A 22120-nucleotide genomic window follows, 5' to 3' on the forward strand; every position below is an offset into this window, starting at 1 on the left:
CTTGCAGTATGAAGGCCCGTGTCAATCGCCGGGCAAAGAGGTTATAGCGCATGCAGACGAAACGTGAGGCGAGCCCCAATCAGGCAGCCCGGCATGAACAGGAAACAGCCCCTGTGAGCGCGACGCGCAACCTCGATTTCTCGGAGATCCTCGACGCCGAACTCCTGCAGAAGCAGTGTGAAGCCGTTGCCGAGGCCAATCGAAACCGGCCCGACATCATGCGCGCCGATCTTCTCGCGGCGCTGAAAAGGGCGAGCACGGACGGCCGGCAGAAGGCGCGCGCGGCCCTTGCCGCCGACGGAAGCGGTCTCAATTGCGCCTATCGGATTTCCTGGCTGCAGGACCAGATCATCACCGTCCTCTATAATTTCGCCACCACCCATATCTTCCCGCTGCAGAAGGACAAATTCGCGGTCACCGCCGTCGGCGGCTATGGCCGCGACACGCTGGCGCCGGGCTCCGATATCGACCTGCTCTTCCTCTTCCCGCCGCGGCAGGCGGAGGAGACGCACAAGGCGGTCGAATTCATGCTCTACGTGCTCTGGGACATGGGCTTCAAGGTTGGCCACGCCACCCGCACGGTGGAGGAATGCATCGCGCTTTCCAGGTCGGACATGACGATCCGTACCGCGATCCTCGAGATGCGTTATATTTGCGGCCTGCAGCGGCTGGAAACCGAGCTCGAAGCCCGTTTCGACAAGGAGATCGTCACTGGAACCGGGCCTGAATTCATCGCCGCCAAACTAGCAGAACGCGACGAGCGCCACCGCAAGGCGGGTGACACGCGGTACCTCGTCGAGCCGAACGTCAAGGAAGGCAAGGGCGGGCTCCGCGACCTGCACACGCTGTTCTGGATCTCGAAATATTACTACCACGTGCGCGACCAGGCGGAGCTGATCAAGCTCGGCGTTCTGTCGAAACACGAATATCGCCTTCTGCAGAAGGCGGATGATTTTCTCTGGGCCGTGCGCTGCCATATGCACTTCCTGACGGGCAAGGCCGAGGAACGTCTGTCCTTCGACATCCAGCGCGAGATCGCCGAGGCATTCGGCTATCACACCCGCCCCGGCCTTTCGGCGGTCGAGCGCTTCATGAAACACTATTTCCTCGTGGCCAAGGATGTCGGCGATCTCACGCGCATTCTGTGCGCCGCACTCGAAGACCAGCAGGCGAAGTCGATCCCGGGTCTCACCGGCGTCATCAGTCGCTTTACCCATCGCACCCGCAAGATTGCCGGCAGCGTAGAATTCGTCGAAGACCGCGGCCGCATCGCTCTTGCCGACGCCGATGTCTTCAAGCGCGATCCGGTCAGCATCCTCAGGCTCTTCCACGTCGCCGACATCACCGGGCTGGAATTCCATCCGGATGCGCTGAAACGCGTCACCCGCTCACTCGCCCTGATCGACAACAGCTTAAGGGAAAACGACGAGGCGAACCGCCTCTTCATGTCGATCCTGACGTCGAAACGTGACCCGGCGCTGATCCTGCGCCGGATGAACGAGGCCGGCGTGCTTGGCCGTTTCATCCCCGATTTCGGCAAGATCGTCGCGATGATGCAGTTCAACATGTATCATCATTATACGGTCGATGAGCATCTGATCCGCACCGTCGAAGTTCTCTCGGAGATCGACAATTCACGAGCGGAGGAACTGCATCCGCTCGCCAACAAGCTGATCTCGGGAATCGAGGACCGCGAGGCGCTCTATCTCGCCGTTCTCCTCCATGACATCGCTAAGGGCCGCCAGGAGGATCATTCGATTGCCGGCGCCCGCGTCGCCCGCAAGCTCTGCGCCCGCTTCGGCCTCTCGCAGAAGCAGACGGAACTCGTGGTCTGGCTGATCGAGGAACATCTGACGATGTCGATGGTGGCGCAGACCCGCGACCTCACCGATCGCAAGACCATTATCGATTTTGCCGACCGCGTACAGTCGCTCGACCGGCTGAAGATGCTTCTGATCCTGACGATCTGCGACATTCGCGCCGTGGGCCCGGGCGTCTGGAACGGCTGGAAGGGCCAGCTTCTGCGCACGCTCTATTACGAGACCGAGCTGCTGCTGGCCGGCGGCTTTTCGGAGGTGTCCCGCAAGGAGCGGGCCCATGCCGCCGCCGAGGCGTTGCGCGGCGCCCTATCCGACTGGAGCCAGAAGGACCGCAACACCTATACCAAGCTGCATTACCAGCCATACCTGCTCTCGGTGCCGTTGGAAGACCAGCTCCGCCACGCCGATTTCATCCGCCATGCCGACAAGGCGGGCCAGGCGCTAGCCACAATGGTGCGCACCGACAGTTTCCACGCCATCACTGAGATCACCGTGCTGTCGCCTGACCACCCCCGGCTGCTCGCCGTCATTGCCGGCGCCTGTGCTGCGGCCGGCGCCAACATCGTCGACGCGCAGATCTTCACGACCTCGGACGGACGGGCGCTCGATACGATCCATGTCAGCCGCGAATTTGCCGATGATGCCGACGAACTGCGCCGCGCCGGCACGATCGGGCGGATGATCGAGAACGTGCTGTCCGGCCGCAAGCGCCTGCCCGAGGTTATCGCCACGCGCACGCGTAACCGCAAGAAAAGCAAGGCTTTCGACATTCCGCCTTCGGTCAACATTACCAACAGCCTGTCGAACAAGTTCACGGTCATCGAGGTCGAATGCCTCGACCGGCCGGGCCTGCTGTCGGAGATCACTGCCGTGCTCTCCGATCTGTCGCTCGATATCCAGTCGGCGCGCATCACCACCTTCGGCGAGAAGGTAATCGACACCTTCTACGTCACCGACCTCGTGGGTCAGAAGATATCGGGCGACAGCAAGCGCGCCAATATCACCGCCCGCATGAAGGCCGTGATGGCCGAGGAGCAGGACGAGCTGCGCGAGCGCATGCCCTCCGGCATCATCGCGCCCGCCGCCACCCGAACATCGCCCGCAGCCGAAAAGAAAGCCGATTCCCCCGCATGAGCCCCAAAGCATGAGCCTCGTCAAGAAATTCGCGACCGTCGGCGGCGCCACTCTCGGCAGCCGCATCTTCGGCTTCGCCCGTGAAACGCTGATGGCAGCGGCGCTCGGCACCGGGCCGATGGCCGACGTCTTCTACGCCGCCTTCCGTTTTCCGAACCTCTTCCGCCGGCTGTTTGCCGAAGGCGCCTTCAACGCCGCCTTCGTGCCGCTGTTTGCCAAGGAGATCGAGGCGAACGGCACGGATGGCGCCAAGCGCTTTTCGGAAGAAGTCTTCGGCGTGTTGTTTTCGGTGCTGCTCCTCATCACCATCGTAATGGAGCTTGCCATGCCGCTCTTGGTGCGCTTCATCATCGCGCCGGGCTTTGCCGACGATGCCGAGAAATTCTCGATCACGATCCGCATGGCGGCCGTGATGTTTCCCTATCTGATGTGCATGTCGCTGACGGCGATGATGAGCGGCATGCTGAATTCGCTGCATCATTTCTTCGCCGCCGCCATCGCCCCCGTCTTCCTCAACGTGGTGATGATCGGAGCGCTGTTTTATTCGCTCTATACCGGCGCCGATCCGCTCGCGACGGCCTGGTATCTCTCCTGGGGCGTTCTTGCCGCCGGCGTGCTGCAACTCGCCGTCGTCTATGTCGGCGTGCTGGCAGCCGGCATGAGCATCGGCCTGCGCTTCCCGAAGATGACTGCGAATGTCAAGCGGCTGCTGATCCTTGCGGTGCCCGCCGCCGTGACAGGCGGCATCACTCAGATCAACCAGCTGATCGGCCAGGCGATCGCCTCCTCCCGCGACGGCGCGATTGCGGCGCTACAGTATGCCGACCGCATCTATCAGCTGCCGCTCGGCGTCGTCGGCGTCGCCGTCGGCGTGGTGCTGCTGCCGGAGCTTGCCCGGGCGCTGAAGGGCGGAGCGCTGCGCGAAGCGGCAAACCTGCAGAACCGCTCGATCGAATTCGTGCTGTTCCTGACCATCCCCGCCGCTTTCGCGCTCTGGATCCTCTCCGACGAAATCATCCGCGTGCTCTACGAACGTGGCGCCTTTCATCAGGAAAACACCGCCGTCGTCGGCTCGATCCTGGCGATCTACGGCATCGGCCTGCCCGCGTTTGTGTTGATCAAGGCGCTGCAGCCGGGCTTTTATGCCCGCGAGGACACCAAGACGCCGATGCGCTTCTCGGCGATCGCAGTGGGGACCAACTGCGCAACGGCGCTGACCCTCTTCCCCTTTATGGGCGCGCCCGGCATCGCCGTCGCCGAAGCCACCGCCGGCTGGATCAGCACGCTTTTGCTGTTCACCACGCTTTTGCGCCGCGGCCATCTGACCTGGGAATGGGCGCTGGCAAAACGCGCCGCCCTGCTGATCGTCGCCTCGGCCGTCATGGGCGCGGCAATCGTCTTCCTCAAGCAATATTGGGCGCCGTGGCTCGCCTCCGGCGCGCCGCTTTTGACCAAGGTCGGTACGCTGGGGCTGCTGATCGCAATCGCAATGCTCATCTATTTTGCCGCCGCCTTCCTGATCGGCGGAGCCGACCTCGGCATGATTCGGCGCAATCTGAACCGCAAGCCGGTGCCGGCGAAGGATGCACAAAGCTAGTTGTTTGCCGAGAAAGCCCCTCATCCGGCTGCCGCCACCTTCGCCCCGTTCTGACGGGGAGAAGGGACTTGCCGCGCCGCCGCGCCTCTCTCAGGCCTCTCGTAGGCACGTCCCCTTGCCCCGTTTAGGGGGAGAGGGCTACGGTGAGGGGCAAAAGTAGCCGGCGCAAACCTGACCGCCGTGGCACACCCCTCGCAAACCTTGCTCTCTCGCTTAGCAATCGACCCATCGCCGTTGCGGGCCGACATCGACATGAATGATGCCGTTGCAATAGCTGCCGATGCCGCCGATGCCTGGAGCTGTCTTGGCGGCAGCAATGATGGTTCGTTCCGAGAGGCCCGGCACCCGGATATCGGCCGCCAGGCATTTTCCATGCAGGGAGCCATGACGGCGGGGATGTGGCCGGAGGCCGGAGGTAACGATCGGGCGGCGTCCGGTCTTTGCGGCGATATGCGAGAGGATCGCTCGCAGGCGCTGTGGAAAACAGCCGGCGCGCACGCTGACGGTCTGAACCGCATAGGCGAGTCGCGTCTCATGCTTGGGAAGATGAACGGCCGGTCTCTTGCTGTCTTGACCGACGCCGTCGGTTGCGGATTGTAGGGCGAAAAGGCCTGCCATGACGAGCAAACGGGTGTTCTGCATGGTCCCCTCCGGGCGGTTGGCCTGGCGACTGACGGGCCGCCAGTGTGCGGAGAGGATTTTCAGTTCAATAAAAGCTTTTCTGTGAAATTTTATACTCAATTTGAACTAAGGACGCTGATCAATTCGGCTTAAAAGTGAGCATCCTTCGCGTTCTAGATGGAATAAACATCCAAACATGGGAGATCACATGACCGTCCAGTCTCTTTTTCTCGTCACGCTCGTCGTCGACGATTACGACCGCGCCAAAGGCTTCTATTGCGGCACCCTCGGTTTCGATTGCCTTCAGGACGAGCCCCAGCCGGAGGGCAAACGCTGGGTGGTCGTGAAGCCGAAAGGCGGGGATGGCGCAGCCTTTCTGCTGGCGCAGGCGGCAAACCAGACGCAGTGCGCGGCGATCGGCAACCAGACGGGTGGCCGCGTCGGCTTCTTCCTGAAGACCGACGATTTCGCCCGCGATTATGCCGCGATGCTCGGCGCCGGTGTGCGCTTTCTGGAGGAGCCCAGGCATGAGGTCTACGGCACGGTCGCCGTCTTTACGGATCCTTACGGCAACACCTTCGACCTGATCCAGCATGCCGCAGCCCGAACCACTTGATTGCGACGGGTTGCCCGTGCATAAGCCGCGGCGTTAGCAACATGGGCGAACAGCCCTGGGGCCCTCCACCAGCCTATTGAGGACGACATGAGCGAATTCCAGAAACTCGTATTCTCCGGCGTGCAGCCGACCGGCAATCTGCATCTCGGCAACTATCTCGGTGCGATCCGCCGCTTCGTGGCGCTGCAGGAAGGCAATGACTGCATCTACTGCGTCGTCGATATGCATGCACTCACCGCCCAGCTGGTGCACGAGGACATGCCGAGCCAGACGCGCTCGATCGCCGCTGCCTTCATCGCCGCCGGCATCGATCCGGAAAAGCACATCGTCTTCAATCAGTCGGCCGTGCCGCAGCATGCGGAACTTGCCTGGATCTTCAACTGTGTCGCGCGCATCGGCTGGATGAACCGCATGACGCAGTTCAAGGACAAGGCCGGCAAGGACCGCGAGCAGGCTTCGCTCGGCCTCTACGCCTATCCAAGCCTGATGGCCGCCGACATTCTCGTCTACCGCGCCACCCATGTGCCAGTCGGCGAGGACCAGAAGCAGCATCTGGAGCTTGCCCGCGACATCGCGATGAAGTTCAACCTCGATTATGCCGAGCATATTCGCAAGAGCGGCTACGGCATCAACATCACCGTCGGCGACGAGCCGGTGCATGCCTATTTTCCGATGGTCGAACCCTTGATCGGCGGACCGGCGCCGCGCGTCATGTCGCTTCGCGACGGCACCAAGAAAATGTCGAAATCCGATCCTTCCGACCTCTCGCGCATCAATCTGATGGACGACGAAGAGGCGATCTCGAAGAAGATCCGCAAGGCCAAGACCGATCCGGACGGTTTGCCGAGCGAGGTCGACGGGCTCCAGGGCCGTCCGGAAGCCGACAATCTGGTGGCGATCTATGCCGCGCTCGCCGACAAATCGAAGGCCGAGGTGCTTACCGAATTCGGCGGCCAGCAATTCTCCGTCTTCAAGCCGGCGCTGGTCGATCTCGCCATCCATGTGCTGGCGCCGATCACCGGCGAGATGCGCCGGCTGATGGACGATACCAGCCATATCGACGCGATCCTGCGCAAGGGCGGCGAACGCGCCAGGGAGCGCGCCGAAGTGACGATGAAGCAGGTGCGCGACGTCATCGGCTTCCTGTACTGAGACAACGCCCCTGTCCTTCGGGGAACAAGGGAATCCCCAGAGGCAGAGGTGCCAAAAACTGCGCTTGCAATTTTTCCGCTTCGGGTGTCAGAGTCCGCCCCATGGTATCGAAGCGACTCTCACGGCTCGAAGGCCACCGCCGAAAATTCATGGCGGTGATCGACGGGACACCCGAATGCCAGCGCGCCGTTCATTATGCCGGCCGGCGCGCGAAGAATTCCAATGGCGGCCTGGTGCTGCTCTATGTGATCCCCAACGGCGATTTCCAGCAATGGCTCGGCGTCGAGGAGATCATGCGGGCCGAGGCGCGCGAGGAAGCCGAGGCAACGGTTGCCAAGATCGCCCAGATCGTGCGCGAGACGATCGGCATCGAGCCTGAGGTCGTCATCCGGGAAGGCAGTGCCGCCGAGCAGATCAACGCCGTGATCGAAGAAGACCGCGATGTGGCGATCCTCGTTCTTGCCGCCGGCTCGGCAAAGGAAGGTCCCGGACCACTGGTTTCGTCGGTCGCCGGACGCGCGGCGGCGTTTCCGATCCCGGTCACTGTCCTGCCGGATACGCTGACCAATGAGGAAATCGACGCCCTCTGCTGAGCCTATTTCTTGAGTACAAGTCTCTTGATTAGGTCGGGCAATGGGCTTATCTTCTTTGGAAGAATTCTAAAGACGGCCGAGGTCTCGAGCCTGTCACATGGAGAGCCAGATGTTCATTCAGACCGAAGCCACGCCGAACCCCGCCACACAGAAGTTCCTCCCGGGCAAGGTTGTCATGGAAAACGGCACCGCCGAATTCCGCAGCGCCGAAGAGGCTGAAGCCTCGCCGCTCGCCGCCCGCCTGTTCGAAATTCCTGGCGTCACGGGAGTCTATTTCGGCTATGATTTCATTTCCGTCTCCAAGGACAACGCCGAATGGCAGCATCTAAAGCCGGCTATCCTTGGCTCGATCATGGAGCATTTCATGTCCGGCAAGCCGGTCATGGGTGATGCTTCCATCCTTTCCGAAGATGCCGATGCCGGGGACGAGTTCTTTGATGAAGGCGACGAGTCGATCGTGCTGACCATCAAGGAGCTTTTGGAGACCCGCGTGCGTCCGGCCGTCGCGCAGGACGGCGGCGACATCACCTTCCGCGGCTTTAAGGACGGCAAGGTCTATCTGAACATGAAAGGCTCCTGCTCCGGCTGCCCGTCTTCGACGGCGACGCTGAAGCACGGCGTCCAGAACCTGCTGCGCCATTTCGTTCCCGAAGTGCAGGAAGTGATTGCCGCTTAAGAATTTCGAATTCGCTCCGGCCGTTCATCTCAGGTTCGGCCGGGGGGTCTATGGTTAGGCGACAAACAGTTTATCGGAAATTGATGGCATGATCGTTCTGGCGCTCGACACGGCAGGTGTGGATTGCGCTGCCGCCGTTTATGACAGCGGCAGGAATACGGTGCTGGGGGAGGCATCGGACATGATCGGCAAGGGGCATGCTGAACATCTGATCGGGATCGTCGATCGCGCGCTGGATCAGGCGGGTGTCACACTTTCTGACGTCGACCGCCTTGCCGTCACCATCGGCCCCGGCTCGTTTACCGGCATCCGCGTCGGCGTTGCCGCAGCCCGGGGTTTTGCGCTTTCCCTCAATGTGCCCGTCGTCGGCGTCACCACGCTCGAGGTGATGGCATCAGCCCAGCGTGCGAGGACGCCCGGCCGTGCCGTGCTGGCGGCGATGGACGCCAAGCGGGACGAAATCTATCTCCAGTCCTTCGCCGCCGATGGTTCCCCGCTGGATCAACCGCGGGCGGCAAGCGTTGCCGAGGCCCAGGCTTTCGCCGCCGGCTTCGATGGTGAAATCACCGGTTCGGCAACGCCGCTCCTGAGGGCCGGCGCCGGTGGCGACCACCCCAACGTCTTTCCGATTTCGATTGTCGCGCGTCTCGGGGCTGCGGCCCCTGCCGACGCCGGAAAGCCCAAGCCCCTTTATCTGCGCGGACCGGATGCCAAGCCGCAGGCCGGATATGCGATTGCGCGACGAGTGTGACATGCTGGAAGCCTATCTGACGCTGAAGCCGGAATTCGAAATCATCGCCATGGAGCGCGAGGATTGCCGCGACGTCGCCGTCCTGCATGGCGAGCGTTTCGCCCAGCCCTGGGGCGACGGCGAATTCCACAGCCTGCTGTCGCAGGAGACTGTTTTCGGCTTCGTCGCGCGCCAGACCAACGCCATCCTGAAAAAGCCGCTTCCCGGCTTTATCCTTGCCCGCCAAGTCGCCGGCGAAGCCGAGATCCTGACGATTGCCGTGCAGGCGAAAGCCGCCCGTGCCGGACTGGGCTGGCGGCTGATGCAGGCGGCGATGCGCGAGGCGCGGGCGCGTGGCGGCGAGAGCATGTTTCTTGAGGTCGACAGCGGCAATACGGCAGCACTCGGCCTCTACCGCAAGCTCGGTTTTGAAAAGGTCGGCGAGCGCCAGGGCTACTACAAGCAGGAAAACGGCGCCCCTTCCACGGCGCTTGTCATGAAGCGCGTTCTTCGATAGTTCCCTGACAGAGCAGGACATGCGGACCGGCGCAAACGCCGTGCAGGCATTGTGGAAACGCGATTACTTTTGAAGGCGGGCCATGACCGACGTAGCCAAGACCCTCGAGGAGCTTTGCGCCGAACGCGGCATGCGCATGACCGAGCAGCGCCGCGTGATCGCGCGCATCCTCGAAGAATCCGAAGACCATCCCGACGTCGAAGAGCTTTACCGCCGCTCTGTGAAGGTCGACGCGAAAATCTCGATCTCCACGGTCTATCGCACCGTCAAGCTGTTCGAGGATGCCGGCATCATCGCCCGCCACGATTTCCGCGACGGGCGCTCGCGCTACGAAACGGTGCCGGAAGAGCATCATGACCATCTCATCGACCTGAAGACCGGCACGGTTATCGAATTCCGTTCACCTGAGATCGAGGCGCTGCAGGAGCGCATCGCCCGCGAGCACGGCTTCCAGCTGGTCGACCACCGCCTGGAGCTCTACGGCATTCCGTTGAAGAAGGAAGATCTCTGAAGCGATGGCCGCCCGGGAGTGCCGCATTTGATCGCCTGGCTGCGCATTGCCTTCGCTGCGGTCGTCATCCTTGCCGTCAGCATCGTGCTCATGCCGCTGCAGCTGTTGGCCCTGCGTTTCGACTGGCGGCTGCGCCGCAGACTTCCGCGCGTCTGGCACCGTATCATCTGTTATTGTCTCGGCATCCGCGTCCGGGTGACGGGCAGGCTGGAAGACCGCCGACCGCTGATGCTCTGCTCCAACCATTCGTCCTGGCTTGACATCATGGTCATGTCGGCCGTCGCCGACGTCGCCTTCATCGCCAAGATCGAGGTCAGAGACTGGCCGATCTTCGGCACGCTCGCCAAGCTGCAGAAGAGCGTGTTCGTCGTGCGCGAGGAAAGGCGCAAGACCGGCCATCAGGCAAATGAAATCGCCGGGCGCATGGCCGATGGGGAAATCGTCGTGCTTTTTCCAGAGGGCACGACCTCGGACGGCAACCGGTTGCTTGAGGTCAAGTCGTCGCTGTTCGGCGCTGCCGCGATGGCGGTGCCTTATTCGCCGACGGGAACCGTCGTGGTGCAGCCGGTGGCCGTTGCCTATACCAGGGTGCATGGCATTCCGATGGGGCGCTACCACCGGCCGCTCGCAGCCTGGCCGGGGGATATCGAGCTCCTGCCGCATCTGATCGACATCCTCAGATGCGGCGCCATCGACGCGGAAGTTTCCTTCGGCGAGGCGGTGGAATACCGCGCCGATAGCAATCGCAAAGAGGTGAGCGCGACGATCGCCTCGCGCATCCGCAGCCTTCTCAACACAAGCCTGCGCGGGCACAACGTCGGGTGAGCCGAGAGTCTCTTTTCTCGGACGGCAAAAACCACTAAATAGCGCGCCATGACACAGGATAACGCCCTTCTTCAGGCCCCGGAGGTTTCTCTCCGTGACGGCAGCAACAGCCGCAAGGTCTTCATCAAGACCTATGGCTGCCAGATGAACGTCTATGACTCCATGCGCATGAGCGATGCGCTTGCCCGCGACGGCTACGAACCGACCGAAGACATGGAACAGGCGGATCTCGTTCTGCTCAACACCTGTCATATCAGGGAGAAGGCGGCCGAGAAGGTCTATTCGGCGCTCGGCCGGCTGCGCGAGATGAAAAAGAAGAAGGCAGTCGACGGCCGGGAGATGATGATCGGCGTAACCGGCTGCGTCGCCCAGGCCGAAGGTGAGGAGATCCTGCGCCGGGCGCCGGCTGTCGACGTCGTCATCGGGCCGCAGACTTATCACCGCCTGCCGGAGGCGCTGCGCCGGGCCAAAGAGGGCCAGCGCGTCGTCGATACGGAATATGCGATCGAGGACAAGTTCGAGCATCTGCCGATTGCCGAGAGCCGCAAGATCCGCGCCCGCGGCGTCACCGCCTTCCTGACGGTGCAGGAGGGCTGCGACAAGTTCTGCACATTCTGCGTCGTGCCTTATACGCGCGGCTCGGAAGTATCGCGGCCGGTCTCGCAGATTGTCGAGGAGGCCGAAAAGCTCGTCGAAGCCGGAGTGCGCGAAATCATCCTGCTCGGCCAGAACGTCAATGCCTGGCATGGCGCCGGACCGCGCGGCGAGGCATGGAGCCTCGGCGACCTGCTCTACCGGCTTGCCGAGATCCCCGGCCTGGCGCGGCTGCGTTATACCACAAGCCATCCCCGCGACATGGACGACCGGCTGATAGAGGCGCATCGCGACCTCCGGGCGCTGATGCCCTACCTGCACCTGCCGGTGCAATCGGGCTCCGACCGGATCCTGAAGGCGATGAACCGGCGTCATACGGCGGCCGAATATCTCAGTCTGATCGAGCGCATCCGCGCCATGCGCCCGGACATCGCGCTATCGGGCGATTTCATCACCGGTTTTCCGGGGGAGACAGACAAGGATTTTGAGGATACACTCAGACTTGTGGAGGAGGTGCGCTATGCGCAGGCCTTCTCGTTCAAATACTCGACTCGGCCGGGCACGCCCGGCGCGGAACTGAAGGACCAGGTGCCGGAAGAGATCAAGGCAGAACGGCTGGAACGCCTGCAAGTGCTTCTTTTGAAGCAGCAGCAGGAATTTGCCGAATCCTGCATCGGCAAGGAGATCGATCTGCTGCTCGAAAAGCCCGGCCGCATGCCGGGTCAGCTGATCGGACGTTCTCCCTGGCTTCAATCCGTGAATGTTGATGCAAAAGCATCGCAAATCGGTGACATTATCAAAGTGCGAATCACCGGAACCGGAACGAACAGCCTGTTTGCCGAACGCGCAGAGGCTACGGTCTAACCCAAGGAGCCCGACCGCTTGAACGGACAAGAATTGGTTTCTTCTTCACCGCGCCACCCCCGCACGCCGAGCGACACCAATCACTTCGTCCTGACGTTCGAGAACAATCGGTTCGCCAGCGAACTCTTCGGCCAGTTCGACCAGCATCTAAAGCTGCTCGAGGAGCGGCTGAATATCGATGCGCGGGCACGCGGCAATTCCGTCGTCATATCGGGCGATGTCGTGACCACCAATCAGGCGCGGCGCACGCTCGATTATCTCTATGAAAAGCTTCAGAAAGGCGGCAGCGTGGAACGATCCGACGTCGAGGGCGCAATCCGCATGGCGGTCGCCGCCGACGATCAGCTCAGCCTTCCCACCATGGAGCGCAAGGCCAAGCTGACGATGGCGCAGATTTCGACGCGCAAGAAAACGATCATCGCCCGCACGCCGACTCAGGACGCCTATATCAGGGCGCTGGAGCGCGCCGAGCTCGTCTTCGGCGTCGGCCCGGCCGGCACCGGCAAGACCTATCTCGCCGTCGCCCATGCCGCCCAGATGCTGGAGCGCGGCGCCGTCGAAAAGATCATCCTGTCGCGCCCGGCCGTCGAGGCCGGCGAACGCCTCGGCTTCCTGCCCGGCGACATGAAGGAAAAGGTCGACCCCTATCTTCGCCCGCTCTATGACGCGCTCTACGACATGATCCCGGCCGACAAGGTCGATCGGGCGATCACCGCCGGCGTCATTGAAATTGCGCCGCTCGCCTTCATGCGCGGCCGCACGCTCGCCAACGCCGCCATCATCCTTGACGAAGCGCAGAACACGACGTCGATGCAGATGAAGATGTTCCTGACGCGTCTTGGCGAAAATGCCCGCATGATCGTCACCGGCGACCCGAGCCAGATCGACCTGCCGCGGGGCGTCAAATCCGGCCTCGTCGAGGCCCTGGAGCTGCTGAACGGCGTTGAGGGCATCTCGATCGTGCGCTTCAAGGACACCGACGTCGTGCGCCATCCGCTGGTCGGGCGCATCGTCAGAGCCTATGACGCCACCTATCTTGTCGAAGCCGAAGACGTCGGCCGGCAGGACTGATGGCTGAACTCGATATCCAGATCAGCATCGAGAATATCGGCTGGCCCGGCGAGGAAACGCTGCTGGTTTTTTGCGAGCGTGTGCTCGGGGCCGCCGCGGTCTATCTTCGCGACAATGAGAAGCAGCCCTTCCCGAAAATGCCGCCCGAAGTTTCGCTGGTCTTTACCGACGATGCCTCAATCCAGGACATCAATGCCGAATGGCGCGGCAAGGACAAGCCGACCAATGTCCTTTCCTTCCCGGCCTTTCCGGTTGAGCGCGGCAAGCTGCCCGGGCCGATGCTTGGCGACATCATCATCGCCCGGGAGACGGTGGAGCGGGAAGCCCAGGAACTCGAGAAGAGTTTTGACGACCACCTGACCCATCTTCTGGTGCACGGTTTCTTGCATCTTCTCGGCTACGACCATATGAATAATGCCGAAGCCGAAATTATGGAGGGGCTGGAGACTCGCATTTTGGCGCAGCTCGGCCTATCTGATCCCTACGAGGGTCAAGACCTTAAAATGGAACCATGAGCGACTTTACGACGAAGCCGGCGGCAGACGCCAAGGACTCCGAGCCATCCTCTTCTTCGGATGAGGTCGGCAGTAGTAGTCGGCCATCCGGCCGATCCCAATCCTTCTGGTCGCGCGCCGCCCGCATTCTCCGCCCGCAGCAGGGCTCGCGACTGCGCGAGGATCTTGCCGATGCGCTGATGACCGATGCGGCCGGCGACGACGCCTTTTCGCCCGACGAACGGGCGATGCTGCACAATATCCTGCGCTTTCGCGAGGTGCGCGTCGCCGACGTGATGGTGCCGCGCGCCGATATCGAGGCGGTGGACCAAAATATCACCATCGGCGAGCTGATGATCCTTTTCGAGGCATCCGGCCGCTCGCGCATGCCTGTTTATGCCGATACGCTCGATGACCCACGCGGCATGGTGCATATCCGCGACCTGCTCTCCTATGTCGCCAAGCAGGCGCGCAACAAGCGCCGCGGCCCGGCAAAGCCGGCCGCTGCAGCCCCGCCGATCGAAGTCGCGCCGGAGAACATCCAGAAGCCGCCGCGCTCGAGCAAGCCGAATTTCGATCTTGCCCGGGTCGACCTGCAGAAGACGCTGGCTGAGGCCGGCATCATCCGCAAGATCCTGTTCGTGCCGCCGTCGATGCTGGCCTCCGACCTCTTGCGCAGAATGCAGGTGAACCGTACGCAGATGGCGCTCGTCATCGACGAGTATGGCGGCACCGACGGTCTCGCCTCGCACGAGGACATCGTCGAAATGGTGGTCGGCGATATCGACGACGAACATGACGACGAAGAGGTGATGTTCAAGCGCGTCGCCGAAGACGTCTTCGTCGCCGACGCCCGTGTCGAGCTGGAAGAGATCGCTGAAGCGATCGGACCGGATTTCGACATCAGCGAACAGGTCGACGAGGTTGACACGCTGGGCGGGCTAATCTTCTCCGCGCTCGGCCGCATCCCCGTCCGCGGCGAAGTCGTCCAGGCCCTGCCGAACTTCGAATTCCATATTCTCGACGCAGATCCGCGCCGCATCAAGCGGCTGCGCATCACCCGCAAGCGCCACGCGATCCGCCGCCGCGCCAAGGAGGCTGGCGACATCACTCTCGGATCCGAGACCGGCGACGACCGGCCGGCCGAATCGACCACGAACTAGGCATCAGTACGAAAATCGGGTCGCCTTTCAGGGCCGATGCGGAAACAGGACAAAGAGCCGCTTTTTTGAAAGACTGCGCATGGGTTGATTCGCGGTTTGATGGGAGTGCGCATGGAGCGGCTTGCGGACAGGGTTATCCTCGTCTGGGGGTTAAAACGGTCGTTGCTGGCCGTCGCCGCTGGAGCATTCGCCGCTCTGGCGCTGCCGCCTTTCGGTTTTTTCGCGGCGATGTTTCTCTCCTTCACGCTGCTCGTCTGGCTGCTCGACGGGGCGGCGGCTTCTCCTGAAAGCGGCCTGATCGGCAGGCTATGGCCGGCCTTTGCCGTCGGCTGGCTGTTCGGCTTCGGCTATTTCGTCGCCGGCCTCTGGTGGATCGGCCATGCCTTGCTGGTCGATTCGGAGGAATTTGCCTGGGCACTGCCCCTGGCAGTCCTCGGACTGCCGGCCGGCCTTGCGGTCTTCTACGGGCTGGCGACTGCACTTGCCCGGCTCGTCTGGTCGGACGGCCTGGGACGGATCGCCGCACTTGCGGCCGGTTTCGGCCTGATGGAATGGCTTCGAAGCGTGATTCTCACCGGCTTTCCCTGGAATGCCATCGGTTACGGCCTTATGCCCGTTCCGCTGATGATGCAGTCGGCGCATGTGATCGGCGTGACGGGGGTGACGACACTTGCCGTCTTCGTCTTTTCCACCCCGGCGCTCATCGGGACGCGACAGGGCGCGAAGCCTGGAATTGCGCTCGCCGCCCTGCTGTTTACCGCACATCTCGGTTACGGCGCCTATGCCCTCCATCTGGCGCCGCGACCGCAGCCCTTGCCCGAGGACAAGCGACCCGTGGTGCGGCTGGTGCAGCCGGCCATCGATCAGGCGGCGAAGATGGACAACGACGCCGACCGCAATGCGATCTTCGAGACCCATCTGAAGCTTTCGGCCGAAGCGCCGAGGAATGGCGGACGCAAACCCAACATCATCGTCTGGCCGGAAACCTCGATCCCCTTCATCCTCACCGACAACCAGGATGCGCTGACGCGGATCGCCGATACGCTCGACGACGACCAGATCCTGATCGCCGGCGCAGTGCGCGCCGAGGAGCTGGGGCCTGGCACACCGGTGCGCTACTACAATTCCATCTATGTGATCGACGGCCGCGGCCAGATCATCGCCGCCTCCGACAAGGTGCATCTCGTGCCTTTCGGCGAATATCTGCCCTTCGAGGACATCCTCACCGAACTCGGCATCCAGAACGTCGTCGAGATACCGGGCGGCTTTTCGGCCGCCGCAAGCCGGCACCTGCTGGCGCTGCCCGGCGGCCTCAATCTCTACCCGCTGATCTGCTATGAGATCATCTTTCCGGGCGAAATGACCGGCGACATCGTGGATGCCAACGCGCTCCTCAACCTCACCAACGATGCCTGGTTCGGCATCACGCCCGGACCCTACCAGCATTTTCAGCAGGCGCGGGTGCGGGCAATCGAGACCGGCCTGCCGCTGATTCGCGACGCCAACAACGGCATATCGGCACTCGTGAACGCGCATGGGGAAATCATCGCAGGCCTCGGTCTTGGTGAGACCGGCTTTATTGATGCAACTGTTGATGGGTTCGGCAATGGGTTCGGAACCACATACCCCCTTCAGACATACTTCTGGTTGACCGAAGCACTGTTGATATTGATTGGGCTAATTTCACGCAGAGGTTTTATTTTAGGGTTGAATTGACCAAAAACCCCTAAAATTGCATAGTGGTGTCAATCGGCGTTCTTAACGTATGTTAATCGGCGGGTTCCCGCCGCTTACAACGTGGCGTTTTGGGATGGATCAGGGGCATGCCGGTTGGAAACAGAAATTCGTAGCTAGGGCACGACCATGATTGAAAATAAGAAGAAGCCGAATCCGATCGACATCCATGTGGGCAGCCGCATTCGCCTTCGCCGGACGATGTTGGGCATGAGCCAGGAAAAGCTTGGCGAAAGCCTCGGCATCACCTTCCAGCAGATCCAGAAATATGAGAAGGGCACCAACCGTGTCGGCGCGAGCCGTCTGCAGAACATCTCGAGCATTCTCAATGTTCCGGTCTCCTTCTTCTTCGAAGATGCGCCCGGCGAACATGCCGGCGCCGTCGGCGGCATGGCCGAAGCCTCCAGCTCGAATTACGTCGTAGATTTCCTCTCCTCCTCGGAGGGGCTGCAGCTCAACCGTGCCTTCGTCAAGATTTCCGATCCCAAGGTCCGCCGCAAGGTCGTGGAACTGGTCAAGGCGCTCGCTGCCGAAGCCGACGCTGACTGATCCAGCTCTCATCGCAAAATAGGAAAGGCGGTCGAAAGGCCGCTTTTTTGCGTTTTTCGGGCAAAATTTGTCACATCGCCGCAGATATAAAGATATATTTATGTCCTTGTGCGCTTGTCATCAGCGCTCGAACTGAGTACCTACTAGCTGGCTTTTATTCTTTGAGGGGAATCCCGGAATGCGCGCGAATTATCTCTTTACCAGCGAATCTGTTGCCGAAGGTCATCCGGACAAAGTGTGTGACCGCATCTCCGACGAGATCGTCGATCTGGTCTACCGCGAAGCGGCCAAGACCGGCGTCAATCCGTGGGGCGTGCGCATTGCCTGCGAAACGCTGGCGACGACCAACCGTGTCGTCATCGCCGGCGAGGTCCGCCTGCCGCCGAGCCTGATGAAGAAGGACAAGGACGGCAAGGACGTCATCAATCCCTCGAAGTTCAAGGCCGCCGCCCGCCGCGCCATCAAGGATATCGGCTACGAACAGGACGGCTTCCACTGGAAGAAGGCAAAGATCGACGTGCTGCTGCACTCGCAGTCGGCCGATATCGCCCAAGGCGTCGATAGCGCCGCCGACCAGCAGGGCGACGAGGGCGCCGGCGACCAGGGCATCATGTTCGGTTACGCCTGCAAGGAAACGCCGGACCTGATGCCGGCTCCGATCTATTATTCCCACAGGATTCTGCAGCTGCTTGCAGCCGCCCGCAAGAAGGGCGACGGTGAAGTCGCCAAGCTCGGCCCCGATGCCAAGAGCCAGGTGACCGTGCGTTACGTCGACGGCAAGCCGTCGGAAGTGACCTCGATCGTGCTTTCGACCCAGCATCTCGACGAGAGCTGGGATTCCAAGAAGGTCCGCGCCGTCGTCGAGCCCTATATTCGCGAGGCGCTCGGCGAACTGAAGATTGCCGAGGATTGCAAGTGGTACATCAATCCGACCGGCAAGTTCGTCATCGGCGGACCGGACGGCGATGCGGGCCTGACCGGCCGCAAGATCATCGTCGACACCTATGGCGGTGCGGCTCCACATGGCGGCGGCGCATTTTCCGGCAAGGACACGACCAAGGTCGACCGTTCGGCTGCCTATGCCGCCCGCTACCTCGCCAAGAACGTCGTCGCCTCCGGCCTCGCCGACCGCTGCACGATTCAGCTCTCCTACGCCATCGGCGTCGCTCAGCCGCTGTCGATCTATGTCGACCTGCACGGCACCGGCAAGGGTGTGTCGGAAGACCAGGTTGAAGCGGCGATCCGCCAGAATATGGACCTGTCGCCGTCGGGCATCCGCCGTCACCTCGACCTCAACAAGCCGATCTACGCCAAGACCTCGGCCTATGGTCATTTCGGCCGCAAGGCTGGCCGCGATGGCTCGTTCTCCTGGGAGCGCACCGACCTTGTCAAGGCGCTCAAGGAAGCCGTCAAGACCAAGGTCGCTGCATGACGGATATGGAGCGCCGGGGACGGGCGACCGAAGCCTTTTTCGGTCGCCGCAAGGGAAAGGCCCTGCGCGAACAGCAGGCGGAAACGCTGAATAGCCTGCTCCCGGCATTCCTCATCGATCTCTCGGCGGCTCCCCCGGAGCCGCTGACCTCCCTCTTCCCGGTTCCGGTCAAGACATTGCGGCTGGAAATCGGTTTCGGCGGCGGCGAGCATCTGATGCATCGCGCGCTGGAGACCCCGTCCACCGGCTTCATCGGCGTCGAGCCCTTCGTCAATTCGATGCAGAAGCTTTTGTCACGCGTCGGCCAGACGGGCGCGCAGAACATTCGCGTCTATAATGACGATGCGACGCAACTGCTCGACTGGCTGCCGGACGCTTCGCTCGACCACATCGATCTGCTCTATCCCGATCCCTGGCCGAAGCGGAAGCACTGGAAACGCCGCTTCGTCTCGAAGACCAATCTCGACCGCTTTCACCGGGTGCTGAAGCCCGGCGGCCTGTTCTGCTTCGCCTCCGACATCGACACCTATGTGAACTGGACGCTGATCAAATGCCGCGACCATGGCGGCTTCGACTGGCTGGCCGACAATGCGGCGGATTGGCTGACCCCCTATGAGGGCTGGCCGAGCACGCGCTACGAGGCGAAGGCACGCCGCGAGGGCCGCTCCTCGGCCTATCTGACCTTCAGGAAGATCTGAGGCTGTCGGCAATTTCCGGCATCCGGCTCTAAAACCGACGACGACAACAAACCGGACCGAACGCGCTAGGCTCTCACTTGTGGCGCGTAGACTTCCGCCGTGGAACGGTTGCAATAGCCGCTGACGCGACTATTTCCGTGCTGGCCACCCTCCTCTCAAATGGAAGGGAGAAAATGACCGGGAGCATGTCATTTGCCGAAATGATGATCCTATATCTGGCTTGCACTGCGGCGACAGTGTTGATTTTTCAGATCGGTATTGGCTTCATGAGCGGCGACTGTGTTCAGGAACCGGTCGAGCATCGAGTTGAAGCTCTCCGGCTTTTCCCAGAAGGGCGCGTGTCCAGCCCCTTCTATTACATGCGCTTTGCCTTCGAAGAGCAACTGGATGTTCAGGCCCGAAAAATAGCTGAGTTTGACAAAGGGGTCATAAGACCCATTCACAAAAGCAATGGGTATATCAGCCTGTTCGACGGTGCGGCGCTGATCCACCCCCTGCCCCCGCAACATTGCGCGAGAAAAAACGCTCCTTAGTCTCCCGTCCGCGCGCGCTATGTCATCGCGAAAGGAGGGGTTGCTCGTGTCTCCAAAGCAAAGAGACTGAAACCGCTCCACATCACGCGATGTAAAGTTCTCTTTTGATGCCAGAAGAATATCAAATGATGGATGGAATCCCCGCAGCATTCCGAGGAGACCGCTGTGGATCGGTGGCGTGCCGCACAACATCAGGCCCGAAATGCCGTTGCTGCTGCCCGCCATCTCAATCGCGACATGACCGCCAAGCGACCATCCCAGCACGGGAAAGCGATGGAGCCCCATGCGGGCTGCCACCTCTCCTATGCAGTCGGCAAGACCGGTGACGGTGTAAGTTGACTGCGGATCTCGAGCGTCGCTCGATTCGCCATGTCCCGGAAGATCGAGCGCAATCAGACGCCAATTCCGGGACAAATGGCTGTGTAATTGCTGTGAAAAGACCGTCCGTGAGCTGCCCGAACCGTGTATCATAACCAGTGGTGCAGCGCCATCAATAGTGTCACTGATGCGCACAGCGCCGTGGCTGGTGTCGATTGTACAGTGAAATATGTCCATAACTGCGACCCCTAACGCGCAGCCAAAGTCTTGCACGAAAATATCTATGGCAGGTGCATGATCATCGTAAACCAGATCTGAACCAGGTCGTGCAATCACGACACGTTTCGGGGCGGTTACGCGTCAATACACAATCATTTGCCTTGGCGTTGTATACGGGTTAGGTCTGTCGCAGCAGCAATTGCAACCAACCTTTCACGGTGAGCATCACGATGCAATTTCTTCTGGACATTGTTATTTCGATCACCAGCCTGAGTGTCGTCGGGTTCTACGCGTGGTCGTTGCGAGGCCACTTCAACTCGCCGAAGATGGAAGCCGGAGCAAAGCTGATCACCGCCGTCGTCATCGCGACGACGGCGTTTTTCCTGTACCTGGTTTGGTCCGGGACGCAGATGCTATGGGTACAGGTCGTCGGACTGGGATTTGAAATCGGGTCGGCGGGCTTGTTCTGGTGGGCGGTGTCGGCGTCGCGAGAGGCCAGGTTGCGCTTTGTGTTCACCCTCGATCACCCAGATAGTCTTGTCACCGACGGTCCCTATCGCTACCTGCGGCACCCTTTTTACACGTCCTACCTGCTCTTCTGGTCGGGGTGGGCGCTCGCATCTTGGTCGATATGGTCGATCCTGCCGGTCTTATTTTTTACGGTTGTCTACGTGATTGCAGCCCGCAGCGAGGAGAGGAAATTCGCCCTATCACCGCTGGCATCCGAATACGAAGCCTATCGGCGCAAGACGGGCTTGCTGACGCCGTGGTTCGATTGGCGATAATGTCGCGACATCCGTCCCTACGGCAGCGAAATCGAATAGAGCGACCGTGCACCGCAAGCAGTGAAACGTAGCAGACGGTGTTGACGGTCAGTGCAGGCTGACCGTCTTCAATTCGTCCTCGGCCGCTTTGAAGAAGGTGCTGGAACGGTTGTCCGTCAGCAGAATCGGCGTGCCGTCGGCGCCGAAGAGCGCCCAGAGATCGACATTCGGATCGATATCCGGCGCCTCTGGAAAACACTTGGCGACCTCTTCGGTGCGCATCTTTCTGATGTAGGCGACCTCGCCGTTGCCGATGTGGGCAAGCTCGGATTTGGTCAAGTGAGACGTGGCTTCTTTCATCAACATTCCTGTTCCTCCGGAAGAAGGGACCAACGGTTCGACAAACCGTTGTGCTACTGTGAAACCGAAATGTTAATTTTCTTGACCATGCGGGCGGGTTCGGGTCGAATTAGATCGACGGAGAGCAGACCGTTCTTTAGGCCGGCGCCTAAGACCTGCATGCCGTCGGCCAGCACGAAGGTGCGCTGGAACTGGCGGGCGGCGATGCCGCGATAGAGATAATCCCGCTCGCCCTGCTCCACCTGACGGCCGCGGATGACAAGCTGGTTCTCCTCGGTGGAGACATCAAGCTCCTCCTCGCTGAAACCGGCAACGGCAAGGGTGATGCGCAGACGCTCGGGCGCGCCGCTGTCGGCGGCGATACGTTCGATATTGTAAGGCGGGTATCCGTCGCTCGCCTTGGAAATGCGCTCCAGCGTCTTTTCCATGGCGTCAAAGCCCAGAAGTAGCGGGCTGGCGAAAGGGGTAATGCGGCTCATCTCTTTTCAAGTCCTTGATGCAAGCGACCATCCCGGACCTAAAAGTGCAGCATCCG

Annotated in this window: 23 protein-coding genes; 19 read left to right on the forward strand and 4 right to left on the reverse strand. The window is 61.4% G+C overall.

Features of this window, described 5'->3' with window-relative positions:
• Positions 1-50 precede the first annotated feature (50 nt).
• On the forward strand, positions 51-2954 hold the full coding sequence (locus PH551_RS03700; protein ID WP_285191901.1) for a [protein-PII] uridylyltransferase: 2904 nt from the start codon (positions 51-53) through the stop codon (positions 2952-2954).
• Between the two features lie 10 nt (positions 2955-2964).
• Positions 2965-4551, forward strand: a complete 1587-nt coding sequence (gene murJ, locus PH551_RS03705; protein WP_285191902.1) for a murein biosynthesis integral membrane protein MurJ — start codon at positions 2965-2967, stop codon at positions 4549-4551.
• Positions 4552-4764: 213 nt separating this feature from the next.
• Here the strand turns inward: murJ and PH551_RS03710 are convergent, their stop codons facing one another.
• The gene (locus PH551_RS03710) at positions 4765-5193 is read right to left on the reverse strand and encodes a YcbK family protein (protein WP_285191903.1); all 429 of its coding nucleotides are present in this window, start codon (positions 5191-5193) and stop codon (positions 4765-4767) included.
• A gap of 187 nt (positions 5194-5380) precedes the next feature.
• Here PH551_RS03710 and PH551_RS03715 point away from each other — a divergent pair, with 187 nt between their 5' ends.
• The 16 genes from PH551_RS03715 to trmB all read left to right on the forward strand — a co-directional run bounded on the left by PH551_RS03715 (position 5381) and on the right by trmB (position 19391).
• The gene (locus tag PH551_RS03715) at positions 5381-5788 is read left to right on the forward strand and encodes a VOC family protein (protein ID WP_285191904.1); all 408 of its coding nucleotides are present in this window, start codon (positions 5381-5383) and stop codon (positions 5786-5788) included.
• Between the two features lie 87 nt (positions 5789-5875).
• On the forward strand, positions 5876-6940 hold the full coding sequence (trpS, locus tag PH551_RS03720; protein ID WP_285191905.1) for a tryptophan--tRNA ligase: 1065 nt from the start codon (positions 5876-5878) through the stop codon (positions 6938-6940).
• A gap of 101 nt (positions 6941-7041) precedes the next feature.
• Positions 7042-7533: a universal stress protein gene (locus PH551_RS03725; protein WP_011423764.1), complete on the forward strand. Its 492-nt coding sequence runs from the start codon at positions 7042-7044 to the stop codon at positions 7531-7533.
• Positions 7534-7642: 109 nt separating this feature from the next.
• Positions 7643-8209 (forward strand): NifU family protein, encoded by a 567-nt coding sequence (locus PH551_RS03730; protein WP_064693562.1) that lies wholly within the window; start codon positions 7643-7645, stop codon positions 8207-8209.
• Between the two features lie 88 nt (positions 8210-8297).
• Entirely contained in the window at positions 8298-8960 is a 663-nt protein-coding gene (gene tsaB, locus PH551_RS03735) for a tRNA (adenosine(37)-N6)-threonylcarbamoyltransferase complex dimerization subunit type 1 TsaB (RefSeq protein ID WP_285191906.1), read from the forward strand.
• A gap of 1 nt (position 8961) precedes the next feature.
• Positions 8962-9456: a GNAT family N-acetyltransferase gene (locus PH551_RS03740; protein WP_085776723.1), complete on the forward strand. Its 495-nt coding sequence runs from the start codon at positions 8962-8964 to the stop codon at positions 9454-9456.
• An 82-nt stretch (positions 9457-9538) separates the two neighbouring features.
• Entirely contained in the window at positions 9539-9967 is a 429-nt protein-coding gene (locus PH551_RS03745) for a Fur family transcriptional regulator (RefSeq protein ID WP_085776722.1), read from the forward strand.
• Between the two features lie 27 nt (positions 9968-9994).
• Positions 9995-10792: a lyso-ornithine lipid O-acyltransferase gene (gene olsA / locus PH551_RS03750; RefSeq protein ID WP_221157650.1), complete on the forward strand. Its 798-nt coding sequence runs from the start codon at positions 9995-9997 to the stop codon at positions 10790-10792.
• A gap of 48 nt (positions 10793-10840) precedes the next feature.
• Positions 10841-12250: a tRNA (N6-isopentenyl adenosine(37)-C2)-methylthiotransferase MiaB gene (gene miaB, locus PH551_RS03755; protein ID WP_285191907.1), complete on the forward strand. Its 1410-nt coding sequence runs from the start codon at positions 10841-10843 to the stop codon at positions 12248-12250.
• Positions 12251-12268: 18 nt separating this feature from the next.
• Positions 12269-13321, forward strand: a complete 1053-nt coding sequence (locus PH551_RS03760) for a PhoH family protein (protein WP_085776720.1) — start codon at positions 12269-12271, stop codon at positions 13319-13321.
• Positions 13321-13836: an rRNA maturation RNase YbeY gene (gene ybeY / locus PH551_RS03765; protein ID WP_097599452.1), complete on the forward strand. Its 516-nt coding sequence runs from the start codon at positions 13321-13323 to the stop codon at positions 13834-13836. Before PH551_RS03760 ends, ybeY begins: the two co-directional genes overlap by 1 nt.
• The gene (locus PH551_RS03770; RefSeq protein WP_285191908.1) at positions 13833-14978 is read left to right on the forward strand and encodes a hemolysin family protein; all 1146 of its coding nucleotides are present in this window, start codon (positions 13833-13835) and stop codon (positions 14976-14978) included. The genes ybeY and PH551_RS03770 overlap by 4 nt, the downstream gene beginning before the upstream one ends.
• A 111-nt stretch (positions 14979-15089) precedes the next feature.
• The gene (lnt, locus tag PH551_RS03775; RefSeq protein ID WP_285191909.1) at positions 15090-16694 is read left to right on the forward strand and encodes an apolipoprotein N-acyltransferase; all 1605 of its coding nucleotides are present in this window, start codon (positions 15090-15092) and stop codon (positions 16692-16694) included.
• Between the two features lie 147 nt (positions 16695-16841).
• A complete protein-coding gene (locus PH551_RS03780) occupies positions 16842-17261 on the forward strand; it encodes a helix-turn-helix domain-containing protein (protein ID WP_064707753.1) in 420 nt (139 codons plus the stop codon).
• A gap of 178 nt (positions 17262-17439) precedes the next feature.
• The gene (metK, locus tag PH551_RS03785) at positions 17440-18693 is read left to right on the forward strand and encodes a methionine adenosyltransferase (RefSeq protein WP_285191910.1); all 1254 of its coding nucleotides are present in this window, start codon (positions 17440-17442) and stop codon (positions 18691-18693) included.
• Positions 18690-19391: a tRNA (guanine(46)-N(7))-methyltransferase TrmB gene (gene trmB, locus PH551_RS03790; RefSeq protein ID WP_085776716.1), complete on the forward strand. Its 702-nt coding sequence runs from the start codon at positions 18690-18692 to the stop codon at positions 19389-19391. The genes metK and trmB overlap by 4 nt, the downstream gene beginning before the upstream one ends.
• A gap of 209 nt (positions 19392-19600) precedes the next feature.
• Here trmB and PH551_RS03795 read toward each other — a convergent pair whose 3' ends face one another.
• On the reverse strand, positions 19601-20479 hold the full coding sequence (locus PH551_RS03795) for an alpha/beta fold hydrolase (RefSeq protein ID WP_285191911.1): 879 nt from the start codon (positions 20477-20479) through the stop codon (positions 19601-19603).
• Positions 20480-20691: 212 nt separating this feature from the next.
• Between PH551_RS03795 and PH551_RS03800 the strand changes: the two genes are divergently transcribed.
• Positions 20692-21246, forward strand: a complete 555-nt coding sequence (locus PH551_RS03800) for a methyltransferase family protein (protein ID WP_285191912.1) — start codon at positions 20692-20694, stop codon at positions 21244-21246.
• A gap of 87 nt (positions 21247-21333) precedes the next feature.
• Here the strand turns inward: PH551_RS03800 and PH551_RS03805 are convergent, their stop codons facing one another.
• Together PH551_RS03805 and PH551_RS03810 are read right to left on the reverse strand one after the other, a co-directional pair.
• Entirely contained in the window at positions 21334-21591 is a 258-nt protein-coding gene (locus PH551_RS03805; protein ID WP_008524631.1) for a BQ00720 family protein, read from the reverse strand.
• Between the two features lie 47 nt (positions 21592-21638).
• Complete coding sequence (locus PH551_RS03810) at positions 21639-22064, reverse strand: Hsp20 family protein (protein WP_010032703.1); 426 nt, start codon at positions 22062-22064, stop codon at positions 21639-21641.
• Positions 22065-22120 lie beyond the last annotated feature (56 nt).

Origin of the sequence: Rhizobium atlanticum (assembly GCF_030182485.1) — a bacterium.
Lineage (GTDB): Bacteria > Pseudomonadota > Alphaproteobacteria > Rhizobiales > Rhizobiaceae > Rhizobium.